The following is a 24923-nucleotide window of genomic DNA, read 5'->3' as shown; positions in this document are numbered from 1 at the left end:
ACCTCCAATATCCTGCATTATATATTGGAGGTTATTTTAATTTATTTCTTTCTAAGTACCCCTGAATCATAGCTACTGATTCAAGATTTCATGGGAGCCAGTCGCAACCAACAACAAAACTAATTCGTTATGATCTAGCTGATAGATAACAATCCAGCTATCATAATTTTTACCGTAGTTTTTATATCTGGCAGGTTGAAATTCACGATACCCTTGCCAATTACCCTTTAGTGCATGATCTTTAATCCGTTTCAAAACAAGTACATCTTGTTCAACAACTGCTTTTAAACAAGGTTTTAAGATCGTTATCGGAAAGTGTTTTTTTGCTAATCTTTTTAATTCACGTTCAAAGGTTCTAGTCTGTTTAATTTGCATCTAATTTATCGATCCAATTATTAAAGTCAGTCAATGAACCGATATTTTTGACCTGACCAGTCTCAGCTTCCTTTTTAGCTATTAAAGCCTCTGGTGAATCTAAAAAGCTGACTAAACGAACTTCATTATTGGCCGCCTTAACTAACGATAAACGGAGATACTCAGAAACGGTTAGACCCTGTTTTGCTAGATTAGCTTTAGCCCGTTCACTGATGCCAGGTGTGACACGAGTTGAAATCGTCTTGTTTTTAATAATAGTATTACTCATTGCATTCTCCTTTCTATGTTTACCATCGTACTACATAAATCATAATAACATGTTGGTTTCTATAAAACATGAGAGTCCATAACTTAACAGATGAACACCAACGTAATGAAATTACAGCTTCACCCTTACGAGCTAGCTTAGATGATTTAAAGGGATTGCCAGAAGCATTAGTGATTACATCACGAGCTGACGTATTACGAGATGAAGGCGAAGCGTATGCAAATAAGCTACGTGAAGGTGGTTTTCCAGTAACACAAGCCCGGTTCCAAGGTGTGATACATGATTTTGTCATGCTAAATGTTTTTTCTGAAACTAATGCCAAGAAGGATGCCATGCTTTTGGCAACCAGTTGGTTAAAAGATTAATAATACAAAAAGCGCAAAATATTTTAAAAAATATTTTGCGCTTTTTGTATGTCCTAATATACGGATTGACTCATCAAACTGTTTATAGAATTAAAAACTAAATATTTACAATTGTTCTTCCTAAGTGTTTTCCTTCTTTTAACTGATTTAATGTTTTAGAAAGCTCTTCTAATGTAATTTCGTTTACTAATGTCGTATCTGTAATTTTCCATTTTTTTGAAAGGTTTTCCCAAATGAAAAGTCTTTTTTCATTAGAAATGTTAACTGAGTCAATTCCTAAAAGATTAATACCTCGTAAAATAAATGGCAGTACTGTGGTTGCCATTTTAATTCCTCCAGCATTACCACAAAGGGAAATAGATCCTTGATAAAAAACGTAAGGAATCAAGTTTGCCAATAATTCTCCTCCAACAGTATCTAAAATATAGTGGAACTGTTGTTTGTTTAATGGTTTATTTTCGAATTCAAAATCACTCAATAAAATAGTATCGGTGGCACCTAATGTTTTTGTAACTTCAATTTGGTTTTCTTTTCGTACAAGAGCAATGATGTTTTTATATCCTACTTTTGATAAAATTTGCAAAGCTATACTACCAACACCACCAGCCGCACCAGTCACTAAAATCTTTTGATCTGAGTCAGCTCTCATACCATTTTTCTCTAGCGCATCAATTGATAGTGCTGCTGTTAATCCAGCAGTTCCCAAGATCATTGCTTCTTTCATACTTAGATTTTCAGGTATCGGAATTATCCATTCTGCGGGAATTTTAGCATATTCAGAAAATCCTCCAGTATGACTCATTCCCATCTTATAACCCGTCACAAGAACTTCTTGTCCTGTTTTAAAATTAGGATTAGAAGATTCTACAACTTCTCCGCTTAAATCAATACCAGGTATCATAGGATAATCTCGAATGACACCACCATTTTTTTGGACCGCTAGCATGTCTTTATAATTTACAGAAGAGTAATGAATCTTAATTAATACTTCTCCATTGGATAGATCATCAACTGTAAGATTGTTTTCAATATTATAGTCAATTTCTCCGTCTTTATCGCTAACAATTAATGCTTTAAAATCTTTCATAAATTTCCCTTTCTAAACAAAATAGTTTTGTTGCAGAATATGATTACTGACTTACTAACCCAAAACATTTTATCTATATACGAGTTTAACGTACCTATCAACAATAAAATCACTAGTATACTCTGAAAATCGTATTACTCAAAACAGTAATGGCTAGTCATTTTATTAAATGGCCATCGAATCACAAAATAATGGAATTACACCTTAAAAAAGTTCAATGTACAAGCAATTATTTGCAAGAATCATAATCGAATGAAATGAGAGCAATGCGCATTTAAACTCTTGACACCCGTAAAGAGCAGTTGCCAATGTTTTCATCCTTGGTTTTTCTTTTGTATCAGAAGGCTCACGCCAACAATTAAGTAATCACATTATGCAGGATCCAATGGCTATAAGATAAGCGCGCACTCATTGTAATTAACATGGATGATTGACTTCGAAAATTTGAATTTCCGTTTCTCAATACAGGAGTGTTTTACCATGGTTAAAGGTTAAAATTGGTGCTGGAAAATCAGGTCTCGTCGCAACTTGATGCACGCTTTACCGTGAGTTCATCTCCCAACGTTCTTTTAAGTCTTCTCGTGATAAAAGTTTTGGCAACTGATCTTTCTCAACTAACACTTGTTTTGTGAGTCGTGCCGTTAGTTCTTCCTTAGCCGCATTGGGATGCCAATCATTTAAAATATCATATGCGTTATTACCTAAATCTAATTCCATGAATAGTCCTCCTCTTATGGCGTTATTACCCAAAATCAATTTGATCTAACATTGTTTCACGACTTGCTTGATCTAAACCAAGATAAGTCAGCGTCATAGCCTCACTAGAATGATTTAATAAATGCATGACTAGACCAATGTTGTAATTTGATTGCGTATAAACACGATAGGCGCCTGTTTTACGCATGGTATGTGTGCCCAGATAGTTGATGCCTAAGAGATCACCAACGCGTGCCATCACCTTGTAAAACTGCTTCTCAGTGATATGACGGTCTGGATGGGCCGTTGAGGGAAATAACCAGTCTGAATTGATATTCTGTTGGACTATCCAATCATGATATTGCAACAAGTCGTGCTGAACAGGCTTTAAATATAATGTATTTGCTTTACCAGTCTTTTTATCATGAATAAAGGCCGTGTGTTTAACAGAGCCGTCTGGATTATAGACATCGGATTTCTTTAACGTCATCACATCACTCACCCGCAGCAAGGTGGCCTTGCCGACTTGAAAGATAGTGTAGTTACGGCGACCCGCCCGAAAACTATCTAATAAGGTGTCTTGTACCATTTTTAAGACGTTAGAGTCTTTTATTGGCAGTACGATTTGTTGAACCATAGATTAACCTTTCCAGCTTATTTTTTAGGACTATTATATCATTTAATAAAAAAACAGCCCCTATTATCTACATGCTAGGTAATAGGGGCTGTTTTGATCAGGTTTTAGAGGGGCGATATCTAATAGACCCTCGGAATTAAGAATTTAGCAGTGTAATATTTCTATCATTGATTAAAATTCCTTGATCATCTTTTAAGCGTGTTATTTGTTGCTGAGTATTGATTTCCCAATTTATGAGTTTTTGCTCTAAGGTCGGGTCATTTTTTAATTGTTTATCATAGTGTGGATAAACTCGCACAGCTGTTACATTAAGTGCTGAACAATCGGTCATATGATAAAAATTATCTTCAGGGTAAAGTTTATCAAACAAATTAAGATCGGGCCCTAAAACCATAGCACCAGCACTAATACCTTACACAGGAATGTTAGCGGTAATTAAAAGCCGAATCTTATTTATTAGATTTGCCTTTTTAAGATCATGTAGCAATAAAAATTCATAACCGCCGTTAAAGATAATTGCTTTAGCTTGTTCTAAAACCGCTGGGTTATCTTTAAGGACATCAAATAATTTAACATTCAAGCCTAGATTTTTAATTTCATGTTGTAGTTCTATTATACGTGGACTTTTCTTACGTTCTTTTGTGGAGTTAACAATAAGTACAGCATAGTCAACACTATTAGAATTAAAAAGAAAAGAAAAAGCACTGATAATACGCTGATTACTAAATGCCCTTGAGGATAATAAAATTTTCGTCAAACACAAATCACTCCTTTTTTGCATGAAAGTGTAAAGGGGCTATTTCTCAGAAATGGCCCCTCAAAAATCTTATTAAAATAACCTCCAATATCCTGCATTTAGATATTGGAGGTTATTTTGCTGCTTTTATAAATAAATAACATCTGTTTTTTAGAAAAATCGTTGCACATTTGTTCTATTGGTCAGTCCTAGCTCACAAAAGGTTTCAATTTTAATTCGTTCGGAATAGGTTATACTAGACAAAAGATCAGCTCCTAAAAGATGGGTTTGTGGTAAACACCATTTTAAAGGAAGCTGATCTTTTTTGTCCGAACAGCGTTCGGATTAAATTTGCAATCTACCAAAATAATTAATTTACTAACATTAGTGCCACCGCGACGAGCTACAATTTTGACATTTTTTCACAGTACTTACACGCCAAGATAGTCGCACAACGAAAATGACGACCGTCTGTTTGCGACATCATTTGGCCTCCGTATTCCACTCCAAACGCCGGTCAAACAAAAAAAGAGTGGCCGGTCATTCCTGGTCACTCCGTTAGTGCTGACATATTCAGTTAAGCTGAATAGCTGGACTTTGATTTAATTCAACCACACATTAATACAAATATTGTAAGTCACTAGCCGGCGTTGGGTAAGCCAATACCAACCGTTGTAAATCTGGTAAAGTCACGTGTTTTTCAATTAACAACGTGAAGTAGTTAATCATCTCGTCGGCAACATCACTTAGAAGGGTAGCACCCACAACCTGCCCACTCGCTTTAGAAACCACTACTTTAGCTTGGGCTTGTTGTGCGCCAAAGCGGTAATAAGTGAACCACTTCGTCATATCAAGTGTATTGACACGATACTCATCTGGATGCTCAGTCGCCGCGGCCGCGCTGATCCCGACTTGCGCTAACTTGGGCGCTGCAAAAACCTGCGTTGGCACAACGGGATACTTTATGGCTGCGCCGGGATGCGTCAACTCACCGACCAGATAACGCGCTTCAAAACCTGCAACTGGCGTTAACTTCGGTACCGGTGTATCGCTAACATCTCCAATGGCATAAATGTGCGGGTTGGCCGTCTGCAAATGATCATTGACTTGAATCCCATGCCGATCAAAGGTAACGCCCACGTTGGCTAGACCTAACTGGTCCGCGTTCGGAATCCGTCCCGCTGAGCTGATGACCAGATCCGTTGTCAGCTCGAAATTATCAGCTGTCAATTGTAGACCGGTCGCCGTTTTAGTAATTGCTTGGACATCCGTATTCAAGTCAAACGTGATTCCATCAGCCGTCATTGCGGCCATCAAATCCTTAACCAAATCTGCATCAAAAGCTTTTAACGGGCGGTCATTATGATGAATCACGTGCACATCGGCGCCAGCGGCATTCGCAATCGTCGCCAATTCAAAGCCTACGTAGCCACCACCTACGAATGTCACGCGTTTAGGCATCTGGTCCAAATCTAAGAAGTCAGTGCTCGTCTTAAAGTATTCGTGCCCGGTAATCGGTAGAATCGCCGGACGCTGACCAGTGGCAATCACGTAATCAGTCGCACTGACTACTCGATCCCCGACCGCTAACTGATTGTCGGATTGAAAGTGCGCTTGACCATGTAACGTCGCAATATCTTGCCCCTTTAGTCCGTTCAACGTCTCATCGTTGATGCCATCCGTATAGCCTCGTTTATGCGCCATCAGTGCTGGCCAATCAATTTTGGGCGCACCAATCAGGCCCTGCCCTTGTAAATGTTGCGCCGCTTGTAGCGCTTCGACGGCGCTTAATAGGATTTTCTTAGGGTCACAACCGCGGTTAGGACAAGTGCCGCCCCACAGATCCGCTTCAACGATCAACACTGTCTTGCCCTGAGCCTTTAATCCGCTAGCCATGGCATTGCCGGCTGGTCCGCCACCAATCACAACAACATCGTACTGTTCCGCCATTCGAAATTCCTCCTTAAAATCATTAGCGACCATCAATTATCACAACCTAGTGTAACTGATTCATCCTTAATTGACGATTAAGATACTTCTTCATGTTGACTCAAGTAAGCCACGATTCGTTGGCGATCCAAATAGCCAACAACCCGATTTTCTTCCGTGACCGCCACATAATCGTGATCTGTCAATGCCGTAAAGGCGGTGCGTAACGTGGCTTGAACGTCTAACGATTGAATCCGACCACTCGCAACACTGGGTTTTTCTGTGAGATAACCCTGAATAAGCCCTACACGCTCAACGTAGACATCATAGATATTTTTAGCTCGGCTCGCACCAAAGAAGTTCCGCACAAAGTCGTTCACTGGATGCTGAGCCAGAGCAGCCGGCGTATCGACTTGTATTAACTGACCGTGTTGCATGACACCGATCCGGTCACCCAACTTCAACGCCTCATTCATATCATGCGTCACGAAGACGATCGTGTTGTGATAGCGGGCGTGTAGCCGTAAGACCAAGTCTTGCAATTGTTGCCGCGAGATGGGGTCTAACTCACTAAATGGTTCATCCATCAAAACAATATCTGGTTGCGCCGCAATCGCCCGTAAGATACCGATGCGTTGCTGCTCACCACCGGATAATTCTGACGGCATCCGGTCACGGTATTCCTTTGGATCGAGGCCAACTTCCGCCAATAGCTCATCAATCGTTTGATTAATTTCCTTCTTAGCTGTCCCTTTCATTTCTGGAATCACGGCGATATTTTGCGCCACCGTCATCGTTGGGAACAAGGCAATTTGCTGTAAGACATACCCCATTTGCCACCGTAGACTTCGGACTGGTATCGTGGTTGTATCAGTACCATTAACTAGGATTTTACCAGCCGTCAATGGCTCTAAGCAGTTGATCATTTTAAGTGACGTCGTTTTGCCACTCCCAGAAGTCCCTACCAAAACAAATAGCTCACCCTGGTCAATCGTTAAATTAAGGTCGGGAATCACGGTCTGCCCATTAAAGTCTTTCTGGACGTGTTGAAATTCAATTGCCGTTGTCATTTAACGTCCCTCCTTCAATAAACCGTGCTTCACAAGATAGCGATGTGCAACCGTCGAAGCGGACTGCTTCTTAACATTGACTTCATAGTTCATTTCTTGCATATCAGTTTCTGAAATCTTTCCTGCTAACTTATTTAACGCTTTAACGACCTTAGGATGTTTGTTGGCAAAGCTCGTCTTCATCAACGGTGCCCCTTGATACGTTGGGAAGAAGTGCTTGTTATCCTTCAATAAGGCCAAGTGATACTGCCGTAATTCACTATCCGTCGCATAGGCATCTACCAAGTTGATTTTCCCCTTACTGATGGCTTCATAGCGTAGCGCCGGCTCCATCGACTTGGCAGTCACGTCTAACCCATAAGTCTTCTTGATTCCTTTTAAGCCATCATTACGATCAATAAACTCTAGGGTCATTCCGGGTTTCAGAATCGATTCAACTTGCGTTAAGTCGCTGATTGTCTTCAAATGATGTTCTTGTTGAAATTTCTTAGTCACTGCCAATGCGTACGTATTGTTATACTGCATCGGCTTCAAGTAAGTCATTTGTTCCTGCTTAGCAAGGCGCTGTTTGGCGAGCTGATAGGTCTGGTTAGCTGTTTGACCAGCTGGGTTATTTCCCTTAACTAAGGTCTCCAGCACCGAGCCAGTAAATTCAGGATAAATATCAACCTGATTATTCTTTAACGCGCTGAATAAGAACGTGGTCTTGCCAAAGTTAGGCTTGAGCGTCACATGAACGTGTTCATCTTCAGCTTCAATCAGCTGCTTATACATATTAATCAAGATTTCTGGTTCGGAACCAAGTTTACCTGCAATCGTAATTGTTTCAACTCGATTGGCATAGACACTATAAGCCCCGCCACCACCAAGTAAAGCTAAAATACCGACAAAGACGATTAAGGCGTGGCGTGGTTTAGCCGTTTGAAACCACCGAACGAGCGCACTCAGCAGAATTGCTAACAATGCTGATGAGATGGCCCCAATCAATAATAACGAGGTATCATTACGGTCAATACCGAGCATGATAAAGGTCCCGAGACCCCCAGCACCAATCAAAGCGGCCAAAGTAGCCGTCCCAATGATTAAAACGAGCGCGGTCCGAATCCCAGCAATGATCTGTGGTAGGGCAATGGGTAGTTCAACTTTAAACAACTTACGCATTCGTGACATCCCAAAGGCATCGGCGGCCTCTTCAATTGAGGCATCGATTTCTGAGATACCCAAGTAAGTATTTTGAAAAATCGGCAGTAAAGCATAGATCACCAGCGCAATTACTGCTGGCACCGTTCCAATCCCAACTAACGGAATCAATAACCCTAACAGTGCCAAAGACGGAATCGTCTGTAGGACACTCGTGAGCTGTAACAATCCCTCGGCCCACCGTGGTCGTCGAACGACCCAAATAGCCAACGGAATCGCAATTACCATTGCGATGACTAATGATGCTAATGAAATCCCCAAGTGTTGCCATAGCGCAGTCAGCAAATCCCCGCGTCGATCTATAAACGTCTGTATTAATGTCTGCATGCTAACCTTCAGTGCTCACCTTTATTGCTTAATAACTTCTTAATTATCCATGTATTTAAGCGTAGCATAATCCGCCAAAAATCATAGTAATACGCACCGGCAATTCACTAAATTTTGTAACTATTGTAGTTGCACGTTAAAATTATTAGAATAATATACTTTCCCGTCTACTTTTAAATACTTTAGGGGGCTTATAAACGCCGTGGTTGAGCCTTTTTTTTGCTCATTATTGAGAAAAAAGTGCACCAATAGTGAGCTTATGTGCTTAAATGTGTATATTAGTACATTAATTGATTTAATCAATAATAAAATTAAAAAGACGCAAAATATGAAAAAAAAAAAAAGCGGAATTAGCAATTCAAAAATTATTGAGTAGACAAGATTATTTAATCGTCCAGGCAAATGATCTTGCTAGGGCTTTTGGAAATTTATCTTCTTTTGAACATAAGATCTTGGACTATTGTTTTAGTTTTGTGACTGAAGGTAGCAAAACAGACGATGCGTTTAAGGCCAACTGCTTAGACATCATTAGACATATGGGCTTAGTTAAGTCTGGAACTAATTATGAGCGCATAATCAAAGCTTTCAGGGCTTTAAATGAAAAGACTGCCCTTTATTTCGAAGTTAATAGAAACGGTAAAAGGGGTATTTTGATGACGCAATTATTTGATCATATTGAATTTTTAGAAAATGGCCAAGTTGAGTTCTCGTTTTCTAGGACTGCAGCCCCTTATGTTTTTGCGCTAAGAAAAAACTACTACTCATTTAAGCTGTCACAGTTAGCTGTTATCAAGTCAAAATATAGTCTGATTCTGCTAAAACTATGGGAAGCCAATCGGCAAGGGAAAAACAAATATACTGAAATATCAGGTTCATTAGAAGAATGGCAGGAGTGGTTTTTAGGAAAAGAAAGACGTTGGCCGTCTGGCAGATTTAAAAGAGATGCTCTTGAGCTGGCCATTAAAGAAATCGAAACTAAATCCAATGCGGAGTGCACATTAACAACTGTGAAAAATGGGCGCTCGGTTGTTGGCTATCAATTGCAGATCAATGATTTAAAAGTGGTAGCTAAAAATGGTTGATGGTAAAAGTGTTGCCCAAATAGCCAAGGAAATTGGTGTCAGCAGGCAGGCTATTTACCGATTCATCGATAAAGATTTTAAACGAAAATTTTCAACGGTTGACAGTTCGTTGAAAATAAATTCAAAGGGTCAAAAACTTATCACAGCGCACTTTAAATTTAATAATGTCAATGAGAATGTAAACGAATTGTCAAGCACTTTACAATCTGCTTTACACAATTCAAACCCATTAATTGACTATTTAAAAGATCAGATTCAAGCCGACCGAAGACAAATAGAAAACTACAAAGATCAAATCGACCAACTGCATAAACTGTTGGAAAAACAGCAGACATTACTAGAACACGAACAGCAGTTGAGATTGACCGATCAAAATAACCAACCTCAACAAATAGAAAAACCTACTGCTAAAAAACGTTGGTGGCAGTTTAGCAGACGGTCTTAAAGCTGTGAACCATCGTGAATAAGAAAAAACCTAAACTGTTTTAATTGCAGCCGAGTAGTTTTTTTGCTTGTTTTTTTTATAAGTATTTTATATGCATAAAGTATTGATAAAATAAGCATGATAATTTATAATTAAGTTTATGAAGGCCAAAGATTTAGAGAAAATTGTTATTAAACAAGGCTTTCGACCTGTGAAGGGTGCCGGTAAAGGTGGCCATAAAAAGTACAAGAATGATACAGGGAAAATGATTATCGTCCCCTTTCATTCTGGAGATATCAAGCCAGGCACTTTAAGAGCAATTTTCAAGCAAATTGGCTATAAGGAGGCACGCAAATGAGAAAAGACCAGCTAATCTATCCTGTCATTATTAGCGAGTATTTTGATGACGGCCATTATTATGTTGTGACATCTCCTAATTTGGAAGGTCTTGTAACCCAGGGCGACAGTCTGCAAGAAGCCGTGTTGAATGCTCAAGATGCGATTGCGACACTTTTACAAGGCGAGGAATATCCGACTGTTCAAGACCCTAAAAATTGGACACTGGAAGATACAGACCGCGTTGCTTGGATCACTGTCGATATGTCTGATTGGCTCAAAAAAAATACTCGTACAGTCAAACGATCAATTACGATCCCTAAGTATTTAGATGACCTCGCTAGAAAAAATAGTACAAATGTTTCAAGGGTCGCCACTGAAGCTTTGGTTAAAAAGTTGTCCTAATTTATTTAAAAAGTCCTTCCAAAAGAAGGACTTTTTCTTTTGTTTTTTAGCCTCGCAGAGCCCACCACTTTACGCCAGTAAAGTATAGTGAGTTTATACTTTGCATGGAAGGTATTCCGAAATGAGGTAGATAAGATGAGCTTCGTTGTTGCTAGAATGACTAAACTAAAATCCGATAATCTGATTGGTTTGGGGAATCATGATCAAAGACACACCAGCCACCACAGTAATGAGGACATCGATGTTTCCCGCTCTCACTTAAATTATGATTTGGTGGCAGGTCGGACTAATCATTTTAAAACGGATATCGAGGCTTATATTAACGAGCATAAAACCAGTCAGCGGGCAGTGAGAAAAGATGCTGTTTTGGTCAATGAATGGATTATTTCGAGCGATAGTCATTTCTTTGCAGACTTAACTGCAGAAGATACACGCAAATATTTTAAAACGGCTAAGGACTATTTTGCCGAAAAGTTCGGTGAAGAAAATGTTCGCTATGCGATTGTCCATCTCGATGAAAGTACCCCCCCACATGCATATGGGAATTGTCCCTTTTGATGATAAATATAAATTGTCTGCTAAACGGGTCTTTAATCGTACAACTTTGCAAGATATCCAAGATCAATTGCCAGTTTATTTACAACAGCATGGTTTTGATGTTCAGCGGGGCATCCAAGAATCGGAGCGTAAAAGTTTAACGGTGCCGGAATATAAAGCCATGCGGGAGTCTATTAAGCAAGGCCAGCAAAAGTTATCTGCAGTTGAAACTGAAACCAAACAACGCCAAGCGAAACTTAAAACCTACCAAGCCACTAATTTTGATGTGAACAGTGTCAAAACGAAGGAAACCCGTTTTAATAAGCGGTATGTACTAGTCGATCGTTTTGATTTTGACAAGCTTAAAGAAAGTGCCAACTTAACGGATACGTATTTTACTGAAACGTTGTCGCAGAGGTCTGATATGGATATTCAAAAAAAGCGGCTAATTGAAGCAGAAAGCAAGGCAATGGAACTAGACATTGAGAATCGCCGCCTACAAAAACTGGTTGGAACACTACAAGGAATCGTGCGTAGTGTCGATCATTTCTTACAGCAAAAATTAGGTATCAGACTGCCAAATAAGTGGCTGGAACGATCAGGGCTAAAAGAACCTGCAAAAAAGCCTAAACCAGATAATCAAAGATCAGACGAATTAGACGGTCCCCAGCTTTAAAACTTAAAAGTTGACCTGCTAGATATTTAAAGCAAGTAGCAACAAAGCTATCAAATCAGCCCATAACTTAACAGTTGTGGGCTCTTTTTAACAGGCCTATAATAGAGGGGTTTCTAGCAGCCTGTAACTTAGGTTTATAAATAGACCTGTCAAGGCCGCTAGTTTGTATCTTATAGCTCTATATAATATAGAAGCAAACAAGCTTTAAAAGGAGTAGTTATGACAGAACTTTCTTATTTAGCCAATCTATTAATTGACAAGCAAAGAGCTGATCAGATCCCTTCAGGGACCTCCTTTGAAGATTCTTTGCTCTTTTCTAAACAACACGGTTACGGCCCACTGGCCATTGAAGTAGCTAAAAAGTGGGCTGAGCTGTCTACTGACAACAAAATAAGAAGATAATACAAAAGAGTTATTGAATAAGACAGCTTTAACTAATAGGAGATAAACATGCAATATGGCTATGCCAGGGTCAGTACCACTGATCAAAAACTAGAAAATCAGATTGAACTGTTAACCAATGCCGGGGCAGAAAAAATCTACCAGGAGAAGTTTACCGGGACAACGACTAAACGACCAGAGTTTAATAAGTTATTAAAAGCCTTAAAAGCAGATGATACTTTGATCATTACCAAACTGGATCGCTTTGCTCGTAATACCAAAGAAGCCCTAGAGATCATCCAAGAATTGTTTAACCGTGATGTGAAAGTAAACATCCTTAACATGGGTATCATCGACAATACTCCGACAGGTCAATTGATCTTTACCATCTTTTCTGCCTTTGCCCAGTTTGAACGCGATATGATCGTGACCCGGACCCAAGAAGGCAAGGCCTATGCCAAATTACATGATCAGCACTTTAAAGAAGGCCGACCTAAAACTTACAGTGATGAACAGATCAGCTTTGCCTACCAACTACACCAAAAGGGTATGACCTATAAGATGATCGAAGCCAAGACCGGGATTTCTGTCAGCAGTCAGAAAAGACGCTACTTACTGTTAAAACAAAATAACTGATTAACTGATTAGAGCTAAATATTGAGAAATCTAATCTGCCTTATAGGCGATATACAATATGTAGAAAGTAAAACAAAAACCCACTATATTAGCGGGTTTTTGTTGCTTTTTTAAAAAGGAAAGCCGAAATTATAGTACACAATCTGAGCGATATGATAAAAATCCTCATCACGAAGAGTTTCAATATATTTGATCTGTCGAGCAGCTTTTTTGGATGCATCCAATGAATATTTGTGCGGCAACGACCTGACCCTTGGTTTGATAACTAGCAGATAAGGCAGAGTAGCCTGCCTTATCTCTAATGGTAGAAGTAACCGGTGAAACGATCACAAAACCAGTATGTTGATTATAGTTATCAGAACTTAAAATAAGTGCGGGCTGGTATTTTTGTATTTCACCTCCTCTTTGGGGATTAAAATCGATCCAAACAAGATCTTTTTGCTTTGGCTTATATTCCATCACTCGATCTCTTTGAAATCAAAGTCCTTCCATTCTTCTTTTACTGGTTGACTATCTATTGGACCTGCATAAGGGTCTTTCATGCGAGGTATCAAGATAAAAGAATTATTGTCTTCTGCTGGGATCATCAACCACCGCTGGCCCTTTTCAAATTTAAACTTTGTATGGGCTGGCAAACTGAGTGCGAGCGAATTACCACGAGTAACTGTTTTAACTTCTAACACGTTAGTTATACCTCCTTTAAGTACTATAAGTTTAAAATATATTACAAATTTAAACAAACTTGTTGGATGGCAAATGAATTGTGAAAAACACCCAACAGGTTCTTGAAAGGGCATGCTTGGATACAAAGATCATTTAACTGACAGTTCCTGTCTGAAAGGTTTTGTGATTCAAACTATCTCGGGCTATGGAAGCAGTAAAAGTAAAGATTACATTGCACATTTAATTGAACAGGGCACTTTAAAGAGAATTGGTAAGGCTAGAAATACAGCTTATGTGCTGGGCAATAAAACTTTCAAAAATAACTAATAATCAACTGGTTTACAGCTAATAAATTAAAAAGATGTTGGTATTGAAGGTATTTTGCTACTTTCGTTATTTAAATTAGCGTCCGATTAGCGTCCGTTAAATTAAAAAGACGTTGGTATTGAAGGTCTTTTGCTACTTTCGTTATTTAAATTAGCGTCCGATTAGCGTCCGATCTTTGAATTCTGAGCTTAAACCGTGTAATTATTACCTTTATCTACAAGTGCATACCACCATCTTCATGCCGATTGCGGGTTTGATGTTGTCGTTTCTTTTTGGTCATTTCCCACTCGGTATCTTTCAAACCTCTTAATTGTTGTTTTCTTAGATAATCTTCATCACGAGCATATAGGGCGGCCATAATGGCGTCACTAAAGGCCGTCTTTAAGTAGTAGCTGGGGCTAACTGCTTTGTAGTTTAGCGGTTGGTAGTGTTCTATCTTGGCTTTTCTGTACTGATCGTCTCTAGCTTGTTGGGCTTTTAACTGTTTTTGGACGGCTTCAATTTGACTAGTCTTGATCGTTGGGTCACTTTGACACTCGCCAAGAAAGATTTGTTTAGTCCCATCATGTTTTAAGACCCGTTGTAAGTTACGATTTTCTAACTGATCTAAGCTAAGCTGTCCTGACAAATAAGCTAAACCTAATTGATGTTCTTGGCTAGTAAAAACTAGTGGCGGGTGTTCTTGCCACTGTTTTAGTGTCTTAACTGGACACGGCTTTAAACTGGGATCGTAATACATTACAGCCGTATAGGCCTGTTCTTGTTTAACTATGGAAAGATCATCTAAATTACCCTTAGGAAATGCCCTTTTCAAGACTTCTCGGTATTGAATTTGAATGACTTGTTTGACTGCTTGAATCGTCCTTAAATCTTTAACGGCTCGAGTAATCTTTTCTTGCTGAAGGGGTGAATACTTTTCTAATAAGCCTTGCTCAAGGTCTTCTAGCCTTTCTAGATCCTGTCCATCAGCCATCAATGTAGCTTGTAACTGCTTTTTTGTTGCGGCTTCTTGTTTTATTAATAGCTGATAACCAACATACGGTCGCTTAGTAAAGGTTAATAGCTGTTGGGTCAATAGATCACTTCTAATGTCTGCTAACCGTTCAGTCAATTCACTATCTTTAAAAATAGTTTGTTCGCTATTAGTTTCTTTGATTAATTCACGCCTTTGAGCGGGGGTGGTCTGCTCAAAATTAACTGTTGGATAGAGTTTTTTAGTTGCTCGATCAACCACTCTATTTAGCAATTGGTTCGCTTGTTCTAACGACATGCTCTGCTGATCAATCGTGAGTAATTGTTTTGTCACATCTTCGCCAATCGCGTGTTTAATTAAGAGGCTATTTTTCCAGTTAAAGAGCATGCGGGCTTTATCATCTAGGTGTTCTAAATCGATATAGCTTTTTAGCTGCTGGCTTAGTTCTTTAACAAGCTGTTTTTCATTGAATGAAAAATGTTGACTAAGGCTATCTAAATGACCACGGTTAATGGCCCTTTCTTGAATATTCTTGTAACTGGCTTTAACCTTGCGATAATTCTTAACCTGTTGGTTAAATGCTTGGCGGGACTGGCGCTTGCTATTGATTCCAACGTGCTGGGTTGGGACTTCATCTATGCCTTGATCTTTTAGGGACTTTTCACTGATTCGATCGGGGATATTTTTTTGTGCTAAAACTTGGTTAACGCTGACCGCCCAGTTGTGCCGCCACTGGTCAATTTTTTCTTTTTTATCCCAATCAACTAGCCAAATTTTCCTTTGTTTTGGAAAGCCACTTTTGGTTAAAAGTTGCTTACCGTTTTCATCTTTAATGTACTGTGTTTTTGCTTTTAGTCCCCAACTCCCATCTGAATTAAATGGTCGGTTGGTTAACATAACATGCGCGTGCGGATTATCTGGGTGATCACGATGAATAGCCACATCGGCTACCATACCGGAATTAACAAAATTTGCTTGGACATATTTAGTTAATAACGCTTTTTGTTCAGCCTGACTTAATTCAACTGGTAAAGCCACGTTAAACTCTTTAGCATAGCGTGAGTTGGCTTTGCGATCTTTTCTTTCGACCTGATTCCAAAGCTGCTGCCGATCACTTGCCCATTTCGGGGCGTTATCCGGGGTCAAAATAAAACTTTCGGGTCTCACCGACCGCTCATAAAAATAACTTTTACCTTCTTTATCATCAAATAACTTTTCCCCACTACGATAAGCGGCACTGGCAATTGCACTGCGGTTTTTGCCGGCACTGATATTAGAAAAACTGATATGAAATATTGCCATGTCAATCGCCGCCTTTCTTTGCTTTATGGGTTGGATTTTGTTGTCGGCTAGCCGACTTCTGATACAGGTTTTAATGGGTTTAACAACATAGAATAAATTCTATGTGTAAGTGCGCATTGACCTAATTTCATTCGGTCTGCTGATGTCTATAAATTTACTCTTAGTGTACTATTGGCTTATGCTAATGTAAATTATAATTATAGCTAATTTAAATAGGGGGCTATTTATGGCACAATCATCAATTCAAAAGCAAGTCGCTAAGTTAAAAGATCTCAGTCAAAAGATTAAAGAGGAAAAAAATAAAATTGAACAAAGACTGGGTAAAGAGATCATCAATCAAGCAGATCTAGATTATGCTGATCTATCTAATGACCGGATTAAGATTTTAGCCAAAAAAATAGCCGATCTACTAAAGGAAAATCAATCGACTAATCAGTTATAAGTCATGAGGTTGTTTTATGACAGATCAATATCAAAAACTACTTGACCAAAAATCCCGTTTAGCACAAAAAATAGAGCGGGAAGATTTTAAACTCCGCCAATCGAAATATTATGAAAATCGCCAAGCTAGAAAAGCCAGGTCTCGGCGCTTGATTCAAAAGGGTGCTTTACTAGAAAAATACTTTCAAGCCGATCAGTTATCAGTTGAACAAACCGAAGAACTGTTAAGAACCTTTGCCGATTATGTTAATGAACATAAACCCAATCAACTAAAAAACGATCCAGCTAATAACTAGGCCGATCGTTTTTATTTTCTGGGTTGTTTATTGGCTTTTCAATTCTTAAATCCGGATTATCTTTAACAAAGCCATTTAGTTGCTTTTGAATAGCTGATTCAAAAGTGATTTTCGGATTAATCCAAGGATATTCACTCAATTTATTTTTAATAACCTGGTTATGCTCTCTTCTGTAAACTGACACAAATTTTTGGCTATTATCGTAGATCACGACGTTATCAGCTTTGAAGGCAACGGCTGGCAAATTATGATTTGATTGACTATAACGTTTTTTAACGACTTCATCTGGTACACCATGCACCTTTTTTGACCCGCTCATGAACACGATTAATTGCCATTTTTTCGCTTTTTAACGCCACATATAAAAGCGTGACCTCAAAACCGCTTTTGTGAGCACGATCAATGAGATTCAATTGAGCCTTACCTTGCCCAGCCAAGGTCGTTTCGACGTGAATACTCTGTCCATAATCTAAGGCCGCATGCAGCTGTTTAATCTCTTCGCGCATAGCTTTAAAATTATCACGATCTTTTCGCCAATTACCACCCATTGCTTGCAGAATTTCATCAGCGTTCAATCGTTTAGAATGCGCGAATAATTCTGGTCATGTGCGATACAAAGTGCTTTTCCCAGCGCCGTTTATTCCAGCCACAATGATATATCTTTTTTGTCCACTCATACTAAATCACAAAATGTTTTTCGTTGATAATATCTTCTTGCCTTTTATCCAACACGTACGTGTATAAAGCATCAAAGAGCTTCTGTTTGTCCGGGTCGGGATTATCCGCCTCTTGCTGCCAAAGTTCCTCAATATCAACTGCCCAGGGGTCAGCCAACAATTGCTCTATCTTTTCGACTTCTTTGATTGGTTTAGTCATTTAAAAAGCTCCTTTCGTGTTTAGTTGCTTATCCGCTCTTAAAATTAAAATGCTTGGTATAGGTTTAAATAAGATTTTGCTTCCAAGCATAATCTCAAAGACATCTTAGCTTATTTTACTCGTCATTGGTTATAAATTTACCTGTCAGCAGTTTTAAATCAATTTTGGTATAAATATTCGTTAACTAACTAAAAGCTCTTAGAAGGGCTTTTACAGCCTCTAAACTAGTAATACAGCCAGCCTAAATCATTGGGCTTTTCTTCTTCGGGGTGCTCATCATAATATCTTCTAGCCGCTTTTTTATTCCAGTAGTTGGCAAAGAGGTTTTGCATAGTGCCGTACAAATAATTCTCGACGTCTTTAATCTGCTTCTCATTACTTCTAAGCGCATTAAAGTAGCGTCTTAATGTCTTAGTCATTAAAGGCTGTAATTCAGGGTCATCTAGCATAATTAAGACCCCTACGTCCTGATGGTCTTTTTCAACGCGGTATTTAGCATTTAAGATAATGCCGATAAAGCGCCGCATTTGTTGGGGAGTCTGACACCAAAAGCTCAATAGCTTTACTGCTTGGGGTTCTAAAAAGACAGGCAGTCCACTATCCTTGTCAGTTAAAAACTCATCAGCGTGGCTAACTAGATCCCGGTCTTGGGCTTCGATTTCTTTTTTAGAGAAATTGCTTGTGGAAAAGTCCAACTTTTGAGTATCTATATTGTTTCTTCTTGTATCTTCTTTAGGATCTTTATATAGATTAACTGCATTTTTTGCAGTTCCGCTCGTACCAAGGCTTTGGGCGGTCTTGTCAACGGACTTATGCGGAACTGCATTTTTTGCAGTTCCGCTTGTAGCAAGGCTTTGGGCGGTCTTATGCGGAACTGCATTTTTTGCAGTTCCGCTCGTACCAAGGCTTTGCGGGTTGTTTTGGTCATATTCACCGCGTAAATAGACATCGGTAGCTTGTACATCAAGCTTGGAAAGATATAAGCGGTTAGGTTCATTCTTTTTAGTTTTTGGGTTAAAACCTAGTTGTTTTTGAAAGAGTAATCCAGCCGATGTAAGTTCGGTTTTTACTTTGATAGCTTTATGCTCTGAACAGTTAAACAATTCCATCAATTCCTGATTGGTAAAAATGAAATAAACGTGCCCTTCTTCATCGATCCAGTTATTTCTTAATGAATACTCTAACCGGTCTTTTAATACCATGTAAGCTAGTTTGGCCGTGTCACTAAGATTCTTATATTGTTCGCCATACATCAATACTTTAGGAAACTGAAAGAACAAGGCTCCATATACGTTGTCGGCTTCATAAAATTTAAAATTTGCTTGATTCATTATAAAAACTCCCTTTCTTGACTGACCCATGCTGGCTCAAAAGAGAGTTGCTAAAACATTTGATTTGCTTTAAAATACAAATCTGATATGCTCTAACTGAATTACAAAGCATTCATTGGTCTGAGGGCTTTGTAACTTCATCAGCATGGATTCTCTTTCTTGGTTGCCCATTCGGCAACTTTTTTTATTCTATTCAACAATCAAAATAAAAATGGACTAAGTAGCCTTGCTAGCTACTTAGTCCATTGGTCTTGTTGTGTTTACCTGGCTTGCTCCTTAGAGCCTGCTTGGGTTATAATTATCACATAAGCAAGATTGCAATGTTCAGTCGGTTTTCACCGCCAAGTTAAAATCGACTGAACTAAGTAGCTGGGGTTAGCTACTTGCTAAACATTGAAGCTCTTAGCCTTAATTGGTTAGGGGCTTTTTTGTTTAGCTTGATCTTTTTTATTCGGTTGTCAAATTATTTTTAGTCTAGCATAGCGCTTACCAGCCGGCAAGCCTATTTGGTCTTGTAAACTTTACCGGCTTTTGGCTGAAACCAATAAGCGATAGAAGATACCAGTAAATATTCAAATAATATAAAAACACTAAAATGCTTGGCTGTATTAATATCAAAAGCACTAAACACGAGGAGCATAAGTAACCCGCAAAAATACGTGATAAACAGAGACATTATCTGTAAAATTCTTACGACAATACGACGGTTACCGCTGATTCTTTCAAATAATAGCTGTAACCAATACTGCATTGGAAATAACCATTGTCGAATAAAAAAGTGGTCATCTACCAGGTGATTTTTTGCAATTCCAATGGCTGGGATTATCCAAAAGACAATAAGACTGGCAAACAAAAATATAACACTTATTGAAATTCCCATAACGACCCCCCTTAAAGTGACATCACATATTTTTTATAAGCTCATTTAAAAATTTGGAGGCAGACTTAAAATTATGTTCTTTGGCCAGACCGTCAAGTCTTTTGCGTGCGCTAGGTTGAAGTGAAAAGGTATAGTTCTTAGTACGTTCCTCTTCATCTTTAAAAACAGGAATAACAAGTTTATCTTTAGTATCAGTTGGCTGTTCTGTTTCATTTTTTTGTAGTGCTTTTTTTATGTTTTTGTTTTCTGGATCGAATGCCATAGGTAGTCCTCCTTTATAATTCACATGCACACGTATTGAGTATACGTGTGATTAATACGTGTATGAAATATTTATAATTTTTCCGTGATTTCATTAAATGTTTTGTCCATACTATCAAAAAATTCATGTTGATCAATATATGTTTTGTGGTCTTCAGCCATTTTTGAAAGAGATTTTTTATCCAACGTTGAACGATTGAATAGCTCCTTTTCTGGAACTGTAGCCAATACACTGGGATCGCCTTTTAAGGCTTTTAATAACTCGCGAGATGATCTTGTGTTGTGTTTAATCATGTTGGCGATAAAAAATAATTTGGTCGTGACATAAGATTTTCTAGTAGAGTAATCAATGGCTTCTTTGCGTAACTCGTTAATTCTTTCTTCTAGGTTAAATTTTGCATTATATCCATGTTCACTGGGCGTGATTGGACTAAGAATAGCATTACTGATGATGACTGCATTTTTGGTAGCAGTAGAAAAATCTGGGTGACAATCCAAAATAATATACTCGAATTTTCCTAAATTTAAACGTTCATAATTATCTGATAACCACATGTAGAGGAACATGTTTTTGTTGGTCTTATTTTCAATGGTACGTTCAATATCATCAAGGTGCATATCTCCGGCAATTAGACTAATATAAGCACTTATTTCATGTATTTTGACTTTCCCTCGATCTAAGAAAATGTTGCCAACGGTGTCTTGATTGTCGTAAATGTTGTAAGTCTGGGTTAAATTACTTTGGTGGTCTAAGTCAATAAGTAAAACATGCTTGCCATTTTTTGCTAACCATTCACCATAATTAAAAGCTAGGGTAGTTTTACCAACGCCGCCTTTTATAGCTGAAAATGTAATAATTTCCATTAGTGTCCCTCCTTATACATAATAAGTAATATTAATAAATATCGTTACATGTATAATAACACATAACACGTATATTTACAAATGATGCATATGCTTTATATTCATGAAATGTTAGTATACACTAGCTAAGTGTCCTATCTCTTGATATTAAGCTTTTTACGATATCGAATAAAAGTTGTCCGCTTGATCCCGGTATTCCGAGTAACGTCTATGTCACTCATGCCTGCCTGATAAAGCTTAAAAGCATGTTGCAAGCGGGGATCATCTTTGGCATATTGAGGCTTCCAACCATGACATTTGCCTTGTTGTTTAGCCAGGGCAATGCCTTGGTGCTGCCGGTCAATAATCCGCTTACGCTCACTTTCAGCCTGGTATTTATACAGTTCAACAATGAGATTGGTCATGAGTTGACGCAAATTAGGATCGGAAATACTAAAAAAGCAGATCAATCATGCCCCCCGTTTTCTGACTGTATGGTTGTCTTTATGTAAGAATCTTTGCTCGTTCTGTAAAGAGTTTAACCAGTTTAGTCTAATTGCGTTTGTACGCCAGATGGCGTACAATACTGTTGAGGTGATGAGAATGGCAAGAATTGAAGCTCGAATTGATGGAACCATTAAAAGTAAAGCCAAGGACGTATTGGCTGATCACGGTCTAACCATTTCCGATTTTATGCGCATGACACTGACAACAGTTGCAAACGAGGGCTTGCCTAAATATTATTCAATCCCTAATCGGCAATTAAAGGACTCGATTCAAGAAGTTATTGATGATTTATCTGGCAAAGAAAAGCTACCAGAGGCGCATAGCCTTAAAGAATTAGATCAATTGCTTAGCTCCGATGACGCATTGAAGTCCTCAAAATAAATGACGAAAGCAATTAAATATACTAAAACTTTTAAAAAACAGTTCAAAAAACGATGTCAAGACCCTAAGTGGCGTTCAGTATTTAAAAGTTCACTGCCGCAAGAGCTTGACGAGCAAGAGCGAAGTCCTTGGGAATTTATTGTTCAGTGCTTAATTGAAGATAGAACAATTCCAGATTATTTTTACCCACATGCTTTAGAAGGGCTAAGGGACTTAAAGAAACAAATTAAGCGCCAATTAAATGATGCCAACATGACAGTAATTATTCTAGAATTACATTTTGATGGTCATAATGGCGATCATTTATTAGTCTATGTACCAACCGGTAAAACGGTCTTTTTAGCTGGCATTGGCACGCACAGTGAACTATTTGGATAATAAAAAAGGGACACTCATATTGAGCCGTCCTTTTTTAAGTTATCCAATTTTTTGTAATATTGGCGAAAAACCGTTAAAAGTTTTTCAAATTCATTATTGGCAAAGGTGTGCTCTGGGGCCATCTTCTTAAACGACACTTCAATTGGAATTCCCATAAAATAATTAATAATATTCTCGTTTGGAACTGGTAAACCAAAATCTTTAAATGCCGCTTGCGTTGCCAAAATTCCAGCCTTACCAGAATTAGCCAACGTACCATCAAAATCAAAAATATAGGTTTGCAAAAGTAGCCCCTCCTAAAGTTAAGTAAAAACGACCATTAAATTAAAAGCAATGGTCGCTCAATTTAAACTGTTTCAGTGATATAATCCAGAATCTTAAACATAGCCTGTTGATTTTCTTTAGGAACTGCTGTGTTCAAAATATCAGCCGCGCTTTGGCCTAAAATGGAACCTTTAATGTAAGGGAAATCATTGACGACCATTTCCCTGACATTATCCGCCTGAGGTTCAAAGTGAAATTGTAGCCCAACGATCCGGTGATTCATCACAAAGCCTTGGTTTTTAACGGCGTCACTAGAAAAAAGCCAGTCGGCCTCCTTAGGAATTTCAAACATTTCTTCATGCCAATGTAAAGCTAATAACTTTTCTGGCAAGCCTGGGATTGTTTTACTTTGCCGGTAAACTGGTGCCCAACCAACTTCTTTGGCTGGAGATTTTGATACTGGATAACCTAGTGTCTTTGTAATCTGTTGAGCCCCATAACACGCCCCAAACATTGGTGTTCCTTGCTCTAATAGTTGCTGGATTAAGACACGTTCTTGCTTGATCCATGGGAGATCATCGTTAGGACTCATCGGACCACCTAAAATAACTAGCAAATCAGTTTGATCGGCAGTCGGTAAATGCCCAAATTGGTAAGGGTGATAGACAAAAGTCTGATGTCCACGAGCCTGAGCCCAGTCCAAAATAGAGCCGGGGCCTTCGTTGGGGGTGTGTTGTAATACGTTAATTCGCATAGAAAACCTTCCCACACTAAAAAGTGCCAACGGCAATTTGATATGGGCTTCGTCTGCAACTGCCCTTAATATGAGTAGTATATCAGTATTTTTCATGAATTTGAATTACCAATCACTGCTTATACTTGTGTTCTATTTTCAGCCATGTAACAATAGGAGCATTGTCCTTAATTATGGTTTGAGAAATGAAAGTGATCAAGTGAAAGTTAAACAACGAACCAGGTGTTGGCGACCACTGCTGTATATTATTGGCTTAAATACCTTAAGTTATGTCGCTAACGGAAAATAATGTTTATTGATATGATTACGATCTTCTATCAGACAATAAAAAATAAACAATTGTTCCAGTTAAAATTATGACTGGTAAAAATAACTTGTTTTATTGCTGCAGTATGCTCTAATAAATCACTGCTTAAGTGCTTTTAAACCGTTATTCGTTTACTTCTAATTCATTATCGACTAACACCGGGATCATAACTACGAAGCCAATAACTAAATACAGCATTATGACAAAAAAAGAACTTTCAAAGGAGACCTGAGCTGGGTTTTGCATGCCCCAAAAAATAGTTGCCATAAAATCAATACAAAAATGTAATATCATCGGAAATAACAGGTTTTTTGTTCTGAGAAAAACACTGGCAAATAAAAATCCCATTGCCATTGTTTGACAAACCTGGACCACAGTCAAAAGGAGGCTTTGTGAATATAAATTAAGAAAATGTTCTAAGCCAAACAATACACTTGATATCACAGATGGAAATAAAATACGGGTACTTTGTTTTTTTGCACGATAAAATAGATGAAGCAGTGTAACGAGGATTATTCCTCGAAAAAGGTATTCCTCGGTCGTACTAGCGATTAATCCGATCGTGACCGCAGATAAAAAGTTTTTTTCATTTATAAAGCTAATCAAAAACAGTATTATCGCAAAGATAGAAACATAATTTCGTTGTTTTTCATTCAGCTTCAAAGAAAAAGGCACACTTTGTTTCGTTAGCTTAGTATTTAGAATGATAAGTAAAATCAAAAACAAGCATTTGTCTAAAAATAAAAATAGCAAATTGTTGTATTCATTAATTTCCCTTAGGATATTGATTGCAAAAAGTTCATATAAAACTTCAAAAATAAGCACTAAAAGAAGTCGTTTTATGATTTTTTTATTCTCCACTAGCTAAATCCCCTCCATCATAAAAACTTTATCTGCTTTCTTTTGACTTGAACAATATACAATGCTGCCCTGTTTTTTTGTCTTTTTAATTGATAATGCAAAATTATATCC

At 38.2% G+C, this 24923-nt stretch carries 34 protein-coding genes and 3 pseudogenes; 13 read left to right on the top strand and 24 right to left on the bottom strand.

Annotation, left to right across the window (positions count from 1 at the left end):
• Positions 1–72: 72 nt before the first annotated feature.
• On the bottom strand, positions 73–375 hold the full coding sequence (locus tag ACKP2L_RS00460) for a type II toxin-antitoxin system YafQ family toxin (protein WP_439424654.1): 303 nt from the start codon (positions 373–375) through the stop codon (positions 73–75).
• Positions 365–643 carry a RelB gene (locus ACKP2L_RS00455; RefSeq protein WP_439424636.1) on the bottom strand — a complete coding sequence of 93 codons (279 nt, stop codon included), beginning with the start codon at positions 641–643 and terminating at the stop codon, positions 365–367. The genes ACKP2L_RS00460 and ACKP2L_RS00455 overlap by 11 nt, the downstream gene beginning before the upstream one ends.
• A gap of 86 nt (positions 644–729) precedes the next feature.
• On the opposite strand from ACKP2L_RS00455, the pseudogene ACKP2L_RS00450 reads away from it, so the two are divergent.
• Positions 730–1008 (top strand): annotated as a pseudogene (locus tag ACKP2L_RS00450) (alpha/beta hydrolase fold domain-containing protein); the annotation flags it as partial.
• Positions 1009–1105: 97 nt separating this feature from the next.
• On the opposite strand, the gene ACKP2L_RS00445 reads toward ACKP2L_RS00450, so the two are convergent.
• The 8 genes and pseudogenes from ACKP2L_RS00445 to ACKP2L_RS00410 all read right to left on the bottom strand — a co-directional run bounded on the left by ACKP2L_RS00445 (position 1106) and on the right by ACKP2L_RS00410 (position 8690).
• Positions 1106–2095 (bottom strand): YhdH/YhfP family quinone oxidoreductase, encoded by a 990-nt coding sequence (locus ACKP2L_RS00445; protein ID WP_439424653.1) that lies wholly within the window; start codon positions 2093–2095, stop codon positions 1106–1108.
• Between the two features lie 358 nt (positions 2096–2453).
• Positions 2454–2812, bottom strand: a pseudogene (locus ACKP2L_RS00440) (hypothetical protein).
• 25 nt (positions 2813–2837) lie between these two features.
• Positions 2838–3428 carry a site-specific integrase gene (locus tag ACKP2L_RS00435; protein WP_439424652.1) on the bottom strand — a complete coding sequence of 197 codons (591 nt, stop codon included), beginning with the start codon at positions 3426–3428 and terminating at the stop codon, positions 2838–2840.
• A gap of 136 nt (positions 3429–3564) precedes the next feature.
• Positions 3565–3837, bottom strand: a complete 273-nt coding sequence (locus tag ACKP2L_RS00430) for a Type 1 glutamine amidotransferase-like domain-containing protein (RefSeq protein ID WP_439424684.1) — start codon at positions 3835–3837, stop codon at positions 3565–3567.
• A gap of 3 nt (positions 3838–3840) precedes the next feature.
• On the bottom strand, positions 3841–4185 hold the full coding sequence (locus ACKP2L_RS00425; protein ID WP_439424651.1) for a hypothetical protein: 345 nt from the start codon (positions 4183–4185) through the stop codon (positions 3841–3843).
• 597 nt (positions 4186–4782) lie between these two features.
• Positions 4783–6114 (bottom strand): dihydrolipoyl dehydrogenase family protein, encoded by a 1332-nt coding sequence (locus ACKP2L_RS00420; protein ID WP_439424683.1) that lies wholly within the window; start codon positions 6112–6114, stop codon positions 4783–4785.
• 77 nt (positions 6115–6191) lie between these two features.
• On the bottom strand, positions 6192–7163 hold the full coding sequence (locus tag ACKP2L_RS00415; protein WP_439424650.1) for an ABC transporter ATP-binding protein: 972 nt from the start codon (positions 7161–7163) through the stop codon (positions 6192–6194).
• Entirely contained in the window at positions 7164–8690 is a 1527-nt protein-coding gene (locus ACKP2L_RS00410) for an ABC transporter permease/substrate-binding protein (RefSeq protein WP_003643770.1), read from the bottom strand.
• A gap of 368 nt (positions 8691–9058) precedes the next feature.
• On the opposite strand from ACKP2L_RS00410, the gene ACKP2L_RS00405 reads away from it, so the two are divergent.
• From ACKP2L_RS00405 to ACKP2L_RS00370, 8 genes are all read left to right on the top strand, one after another.
• Positions 9059–9772: a replication initiation protein gene (locus tag ACKP2L_RS00405; RefSeq protein ID WP_439424680.1), complete on the top strand. Its 714-nt coding sequence runs from the start codon at positions 9059–9061 to the stop codon at positions 9770–9772.
• Positions 9765–10217, top strand: coding sequence for a hypothetical protein (locus ACKP2L_RS00400; protein ID WP_439424679.1), 453 nt, complete (start codon positions 9765–9767; stop codon positions 10215–10217). Before ACKP2L_RS00405 ends, ACKP2L_RS00400 begins: the two co-directional genes overlap by 8 nt.
• 139 nt (positions 10218–10356) lie before the next feature.
• On the top strand, positions 10357–10554 hold the full coding sequence (locus ACKP2L_RS00395) for a type II toxin-antitoxin system HicA family toxin (RefSeq protein ID WP_439424678.1): 198 nt from the start codon (positions 10357–10359) through the stop codon (positions 10552–10554).
• Complete coding sequence (locus tag ACKP2L_RS00390; RefSeq protein WP_439424677.1) at positions 10551–10937, top strand: type II toxin-antitoxin system HicB family antitoxin; 387 nt, start codon at positions 10551–10553, stop codon at positions 10935–10937. The genes ACKP2L_RS00395 and ACKP2L_RS00390 overlap by 4 nt, the downstream gene beginning before the upstream one ends.
• Positions 10938–11072: 135 nt before the next feature.
• A complete protein-coding gene (gene mobV / locus ACKP2L_RS00385) occupies positions 11073–11495 on the top strand; it encodes a MobV family relaxase (protein WP_439424676.1) in 423 nt (140 codons plus the stop codon).
• Positions 11470–12150, top strand: a complete 681-nt coding sequence (locus tag ACKP2L_RS00380) for a plasmid recombination protein (protein ID WP_439424675.1) — start codon at positions 11470–11472, stop codon at positions 12148–12150. The genes mobV and ACKP2L_RS00380 overlap by 26 nt, the downstream gene beginning before the upstream one ends.
• Positions 12151–12369: 219 nt before the next feature.
• Entirely contained in the window at positions 12370–12552 is a 183-nt protein-coding gene (locus ACKP2L_RS00375; RefSeq protein WP_439424674.1) for a hypothetical protein, read from the top strand.
• Between the two features lie 48 nt (positions 12553–12600).
• A complete protein-coding gene (locus ACKP2L_RS00370; RefSeq protein ID WP_439424673.1) occupies positions 12601–13167 on the top strand; it encodes a recombinase family protein in 567 nt (188 codons plus the stop codon).
• A 180-nt stretch (positions 13168–13347) separates the two neighbouring features.
• On the opposite strand, the gene ACKP2L_RS00365 is transcribed toward ACKP2L_RS00370, so the two are convergent.
• The 3 genes from ACKP2L_RS00365 to mobQ all read right to left on the bottom strand — a co-directional run bounded on the left by ACKP2L_RS00365 (position 13348) and on the right by mobQ (position 16432).
• Complete coding sequence (locus ACKP2L_RS00365) at positions 13348–13626, bottom strand: type II toxin-antitoxin system PemK/MazF family toxin (protein WP_439424672.1); 279 nt, start codon at positions 13624–13626, stop codon at positions 13348–13350.
• Positions 13626–13850, bottom strand: a complete 225-nt coding sequence (gene mazE, locus ACKP2L_RS00360; RefSeq protein ID WP_439424671.1) for a type II toxin-antitoxin system PemI/MazE family antitoxin — start codon at positions 13848–13850, stop codon at positions 13626–13628. Before mazE ends, ACKP2L_RS00365 begins: the two co-directional genes overlap by 1 nt.
• Positions 13851–14371: 521 nt before the next feature.
• On the bottom strand, positions 14372–16432 hold the full coding sequence (gene mobQ / locus ACKP2L_RS00355; RefSeq protein WP_439424670.1) for a MobQ family relaxase: 2061 nt from the start codon (positions 16430–16432) through the stop codon (positions 14372–14374).
• 226 nt (positions 16433–16658) lie between these two features.
• Here mobQ and ACKP2L_RS00350 point away from each other — a divergent pair, with 226 nt between their 5' ends.
• Together ACKP2L_RS00350 and ACKP2L_RS00345 are read left to right on the top strand one after the other, a co-directional pair.
• Positions 16659–16874 (top strand): hypothetical protein, encoded by a 216-nt coding sequence (locus ACKP2L_RS00350; RefSeq protein ID WP_439424669.1) that lies wholly within the window; start codon positions 16659–16661, stop codon positions 16872–16874.
• A gap of 16 nt (positions 16875–16890) precedes the next feature.
• Positions 16891–17169, top strand: a complete 279-nt coding sequence (locus tag ACKP2L_RS00345; RefSeq protein WP_439424668.1) for a hypothetical protein — start codon at positions 16891–16893, stop codon at positions 17167–17169.
• On the opposite strand, the gene ACKP2L_RS00340 is transcribed toward ACKP2L_RS00345, so the two are convergent.
• The 8 genes and pseudogenes from ACKP2L_RS00340 to ACKP2L_RS00305 all read right to left on the bottom strand — a co-directional run.
• The gene (locus ACKP2L_RS00340) at positions 17159–17470 is read right to left on the bottom strand and encodes a hypothetical protein (protein ID WP_439424667.1); all 312 of its coding nucleotides are present in this window, start codon (positions 17468–17470) and stop codon (positions 17159–17161) included. The genes ACKP2L_RS00345 and ACKP2L_RS00340 overlap by 11 nt on opposite strands.
• A complete protein-coding gene (locus ACKP2L_RS00335) occupies positions 17451–17744 on the bottom strand; it encodes a zeta toxin family protein (RefSeq protein WP_439424666.1) in 294 nt (97 codons plus the stop codon). Before ACKP2L_RS00335 ends, ACKP2L_RS00340 begins: the two co-directional genes overlap by 20 nt.
• A gap of 103 nt (positions 17745–17847) precedes the next feature.
• Complete coding sequence (locus ACKP2L_RS00330; protein ID WP_439424665.1) at positions 17848–18045, bottom strand: hypothetical protein; 198 nt, start codon at positions 18043–18045, stop codon at positions 17848–17850.
• A 224-nt stretch (positions 18046–18269) separates the two neighbouring features.
• A complete protein-coding gene (locus ACKP2L_RS00325; RefSeq protein WP_439424682.1) occupies positions 18270–19379 on the bottom strand; it encodes a replication initiator protein A in 1110 nt (369 codons plus the stop codon).
• Between the two features lie 499 nt (positions 19380–19878).
• Positions 19879–20256 carry a hypothetical protein gene (locus tag ACKP2L_RS00320; RefSeq protein ID WP_439424664.1) on the bottom strand — a complete coding sequence of 126 codons (378 nt, stop codon included), beginning with the start codon at positions 20254–20256 and terminating at the stop codon, positions 19879–19881.
• Between the two features lie 22 nt (positions 20257–20278).
• Positions 20279–20518 (bottom strand): hypothetical protein, encoded by a 240-nt coding sequence (locus tag ACKP2L_RS00315; RefSeq protein ID WP_010011603.1) that lies wholly within the window; start codon positions 20516–20518, stop codon positions 20279–20281.
• Between the two features lie 71 nt (positions 20519–20589).
• Positions 20590–21381 carry a ParA family protein gene (locus ACKP2L_RS00310; protein ID WP_439424663.1) on the bottom strand — a complete coding sequence of 264 codons (792 nt, stop codon included), beginning with the start codon at positions 21379–21381 and terminating at the stop codon, positions 20590–20592.
• A 134-nt stretch (positions 21382–21515) separates the two neighbouring features.
• Positions 21516–21812 (bottom strand): annotated as a pseudogene (locus ACKP2L_RS00305) (recombinase family protein); the annotation flags it as partial.
• A 151-nt stretch (positions 21813–21963) separates the two neighbouring features.
• Here ACKP2L_RS00305 and ACKP2L_RS00300 point away from each other — a divergent pair.
• Together ACKP2L_RS00300 and ACKP2L_RS00295 are read left to right on the top strand one after the other, a co-directional pair.
• Complete coding sequence (locus ACKP2L_RS00300) at positions 21964–22248, top strand: type II toxin-antitoxin system RelB/DinJ family antitoxin (RefSeq protein WP_439424662.1); 285 nt, start codon at positions 21964–21966, stop codon at positions 22246–22248.
• Positions 22249–22626, top strand: a complete 378-nt coding sequence (locus ACKP2L_RS00295) for a replication associated protein (RefSeq protein ID WP_439424661.1) — start codon at positions 22249–22251, stop codon at positions 22624–22626.
• A gap of 14 nt (positions 22627–22640) precedes the next feature.
• Here ACKP2L_RS00295 and ACKP2L_RS00290 read toward each other — a convergent pair whose 3' ends face one another.
• The 3 genes from ACKP2L_RS00290 to ACKP2L_RS00280 form a co-directional block, all read right to left on the bottom strand.
• Complete coding sequence (locus tag ACKP2L_RS00290; protein ID WP_439424660.1) at positions 22641–22910, bottom strand: HAD family hydrolase; 270 nt, start codon at positions 22908–22910, stop codon at positions 22641–22643.
• A gap of 62 nt (positions 22911–22972) precedes the next feature.
• Complete coding sequence (locus ACKP2L_RS00285; RefSeq protein WP_439424681.1) at positions 22973–23644, bottom strand: type 1 glutamine amidotransferase; 672 nt, start codon at positions 23642–23644, stop codon at positions 22973–22975.
• 430 nt (positions 23645–24074) lie between these two features.
• Complete coding sequence (locus ACKP2L_RS00280; protein WP_439424659.1) at positions 24075–24812, bottom strand: CPBP family intramembrane glutamic endopeptidase; 738 nt, start codon at positions 24810–24812, stop codon at positions 24075–24077.
• Positions 24813–24923: the final 111 nt, after the last annotated feature.

The organism is Oenococcus alcoholitolerans, assembly GCF_051852995.1.
In the GTDB taxonomy this organism is placed as follows: Bacteria; Bacillota; Bacilli; order Lactobacillales; family Lactobacillaceae; genus Oenococcus; species Oenococcus alcoholitolerans.
This window is presented reverse-complemented; position numbering and strand designations above follow the sequence as displayed.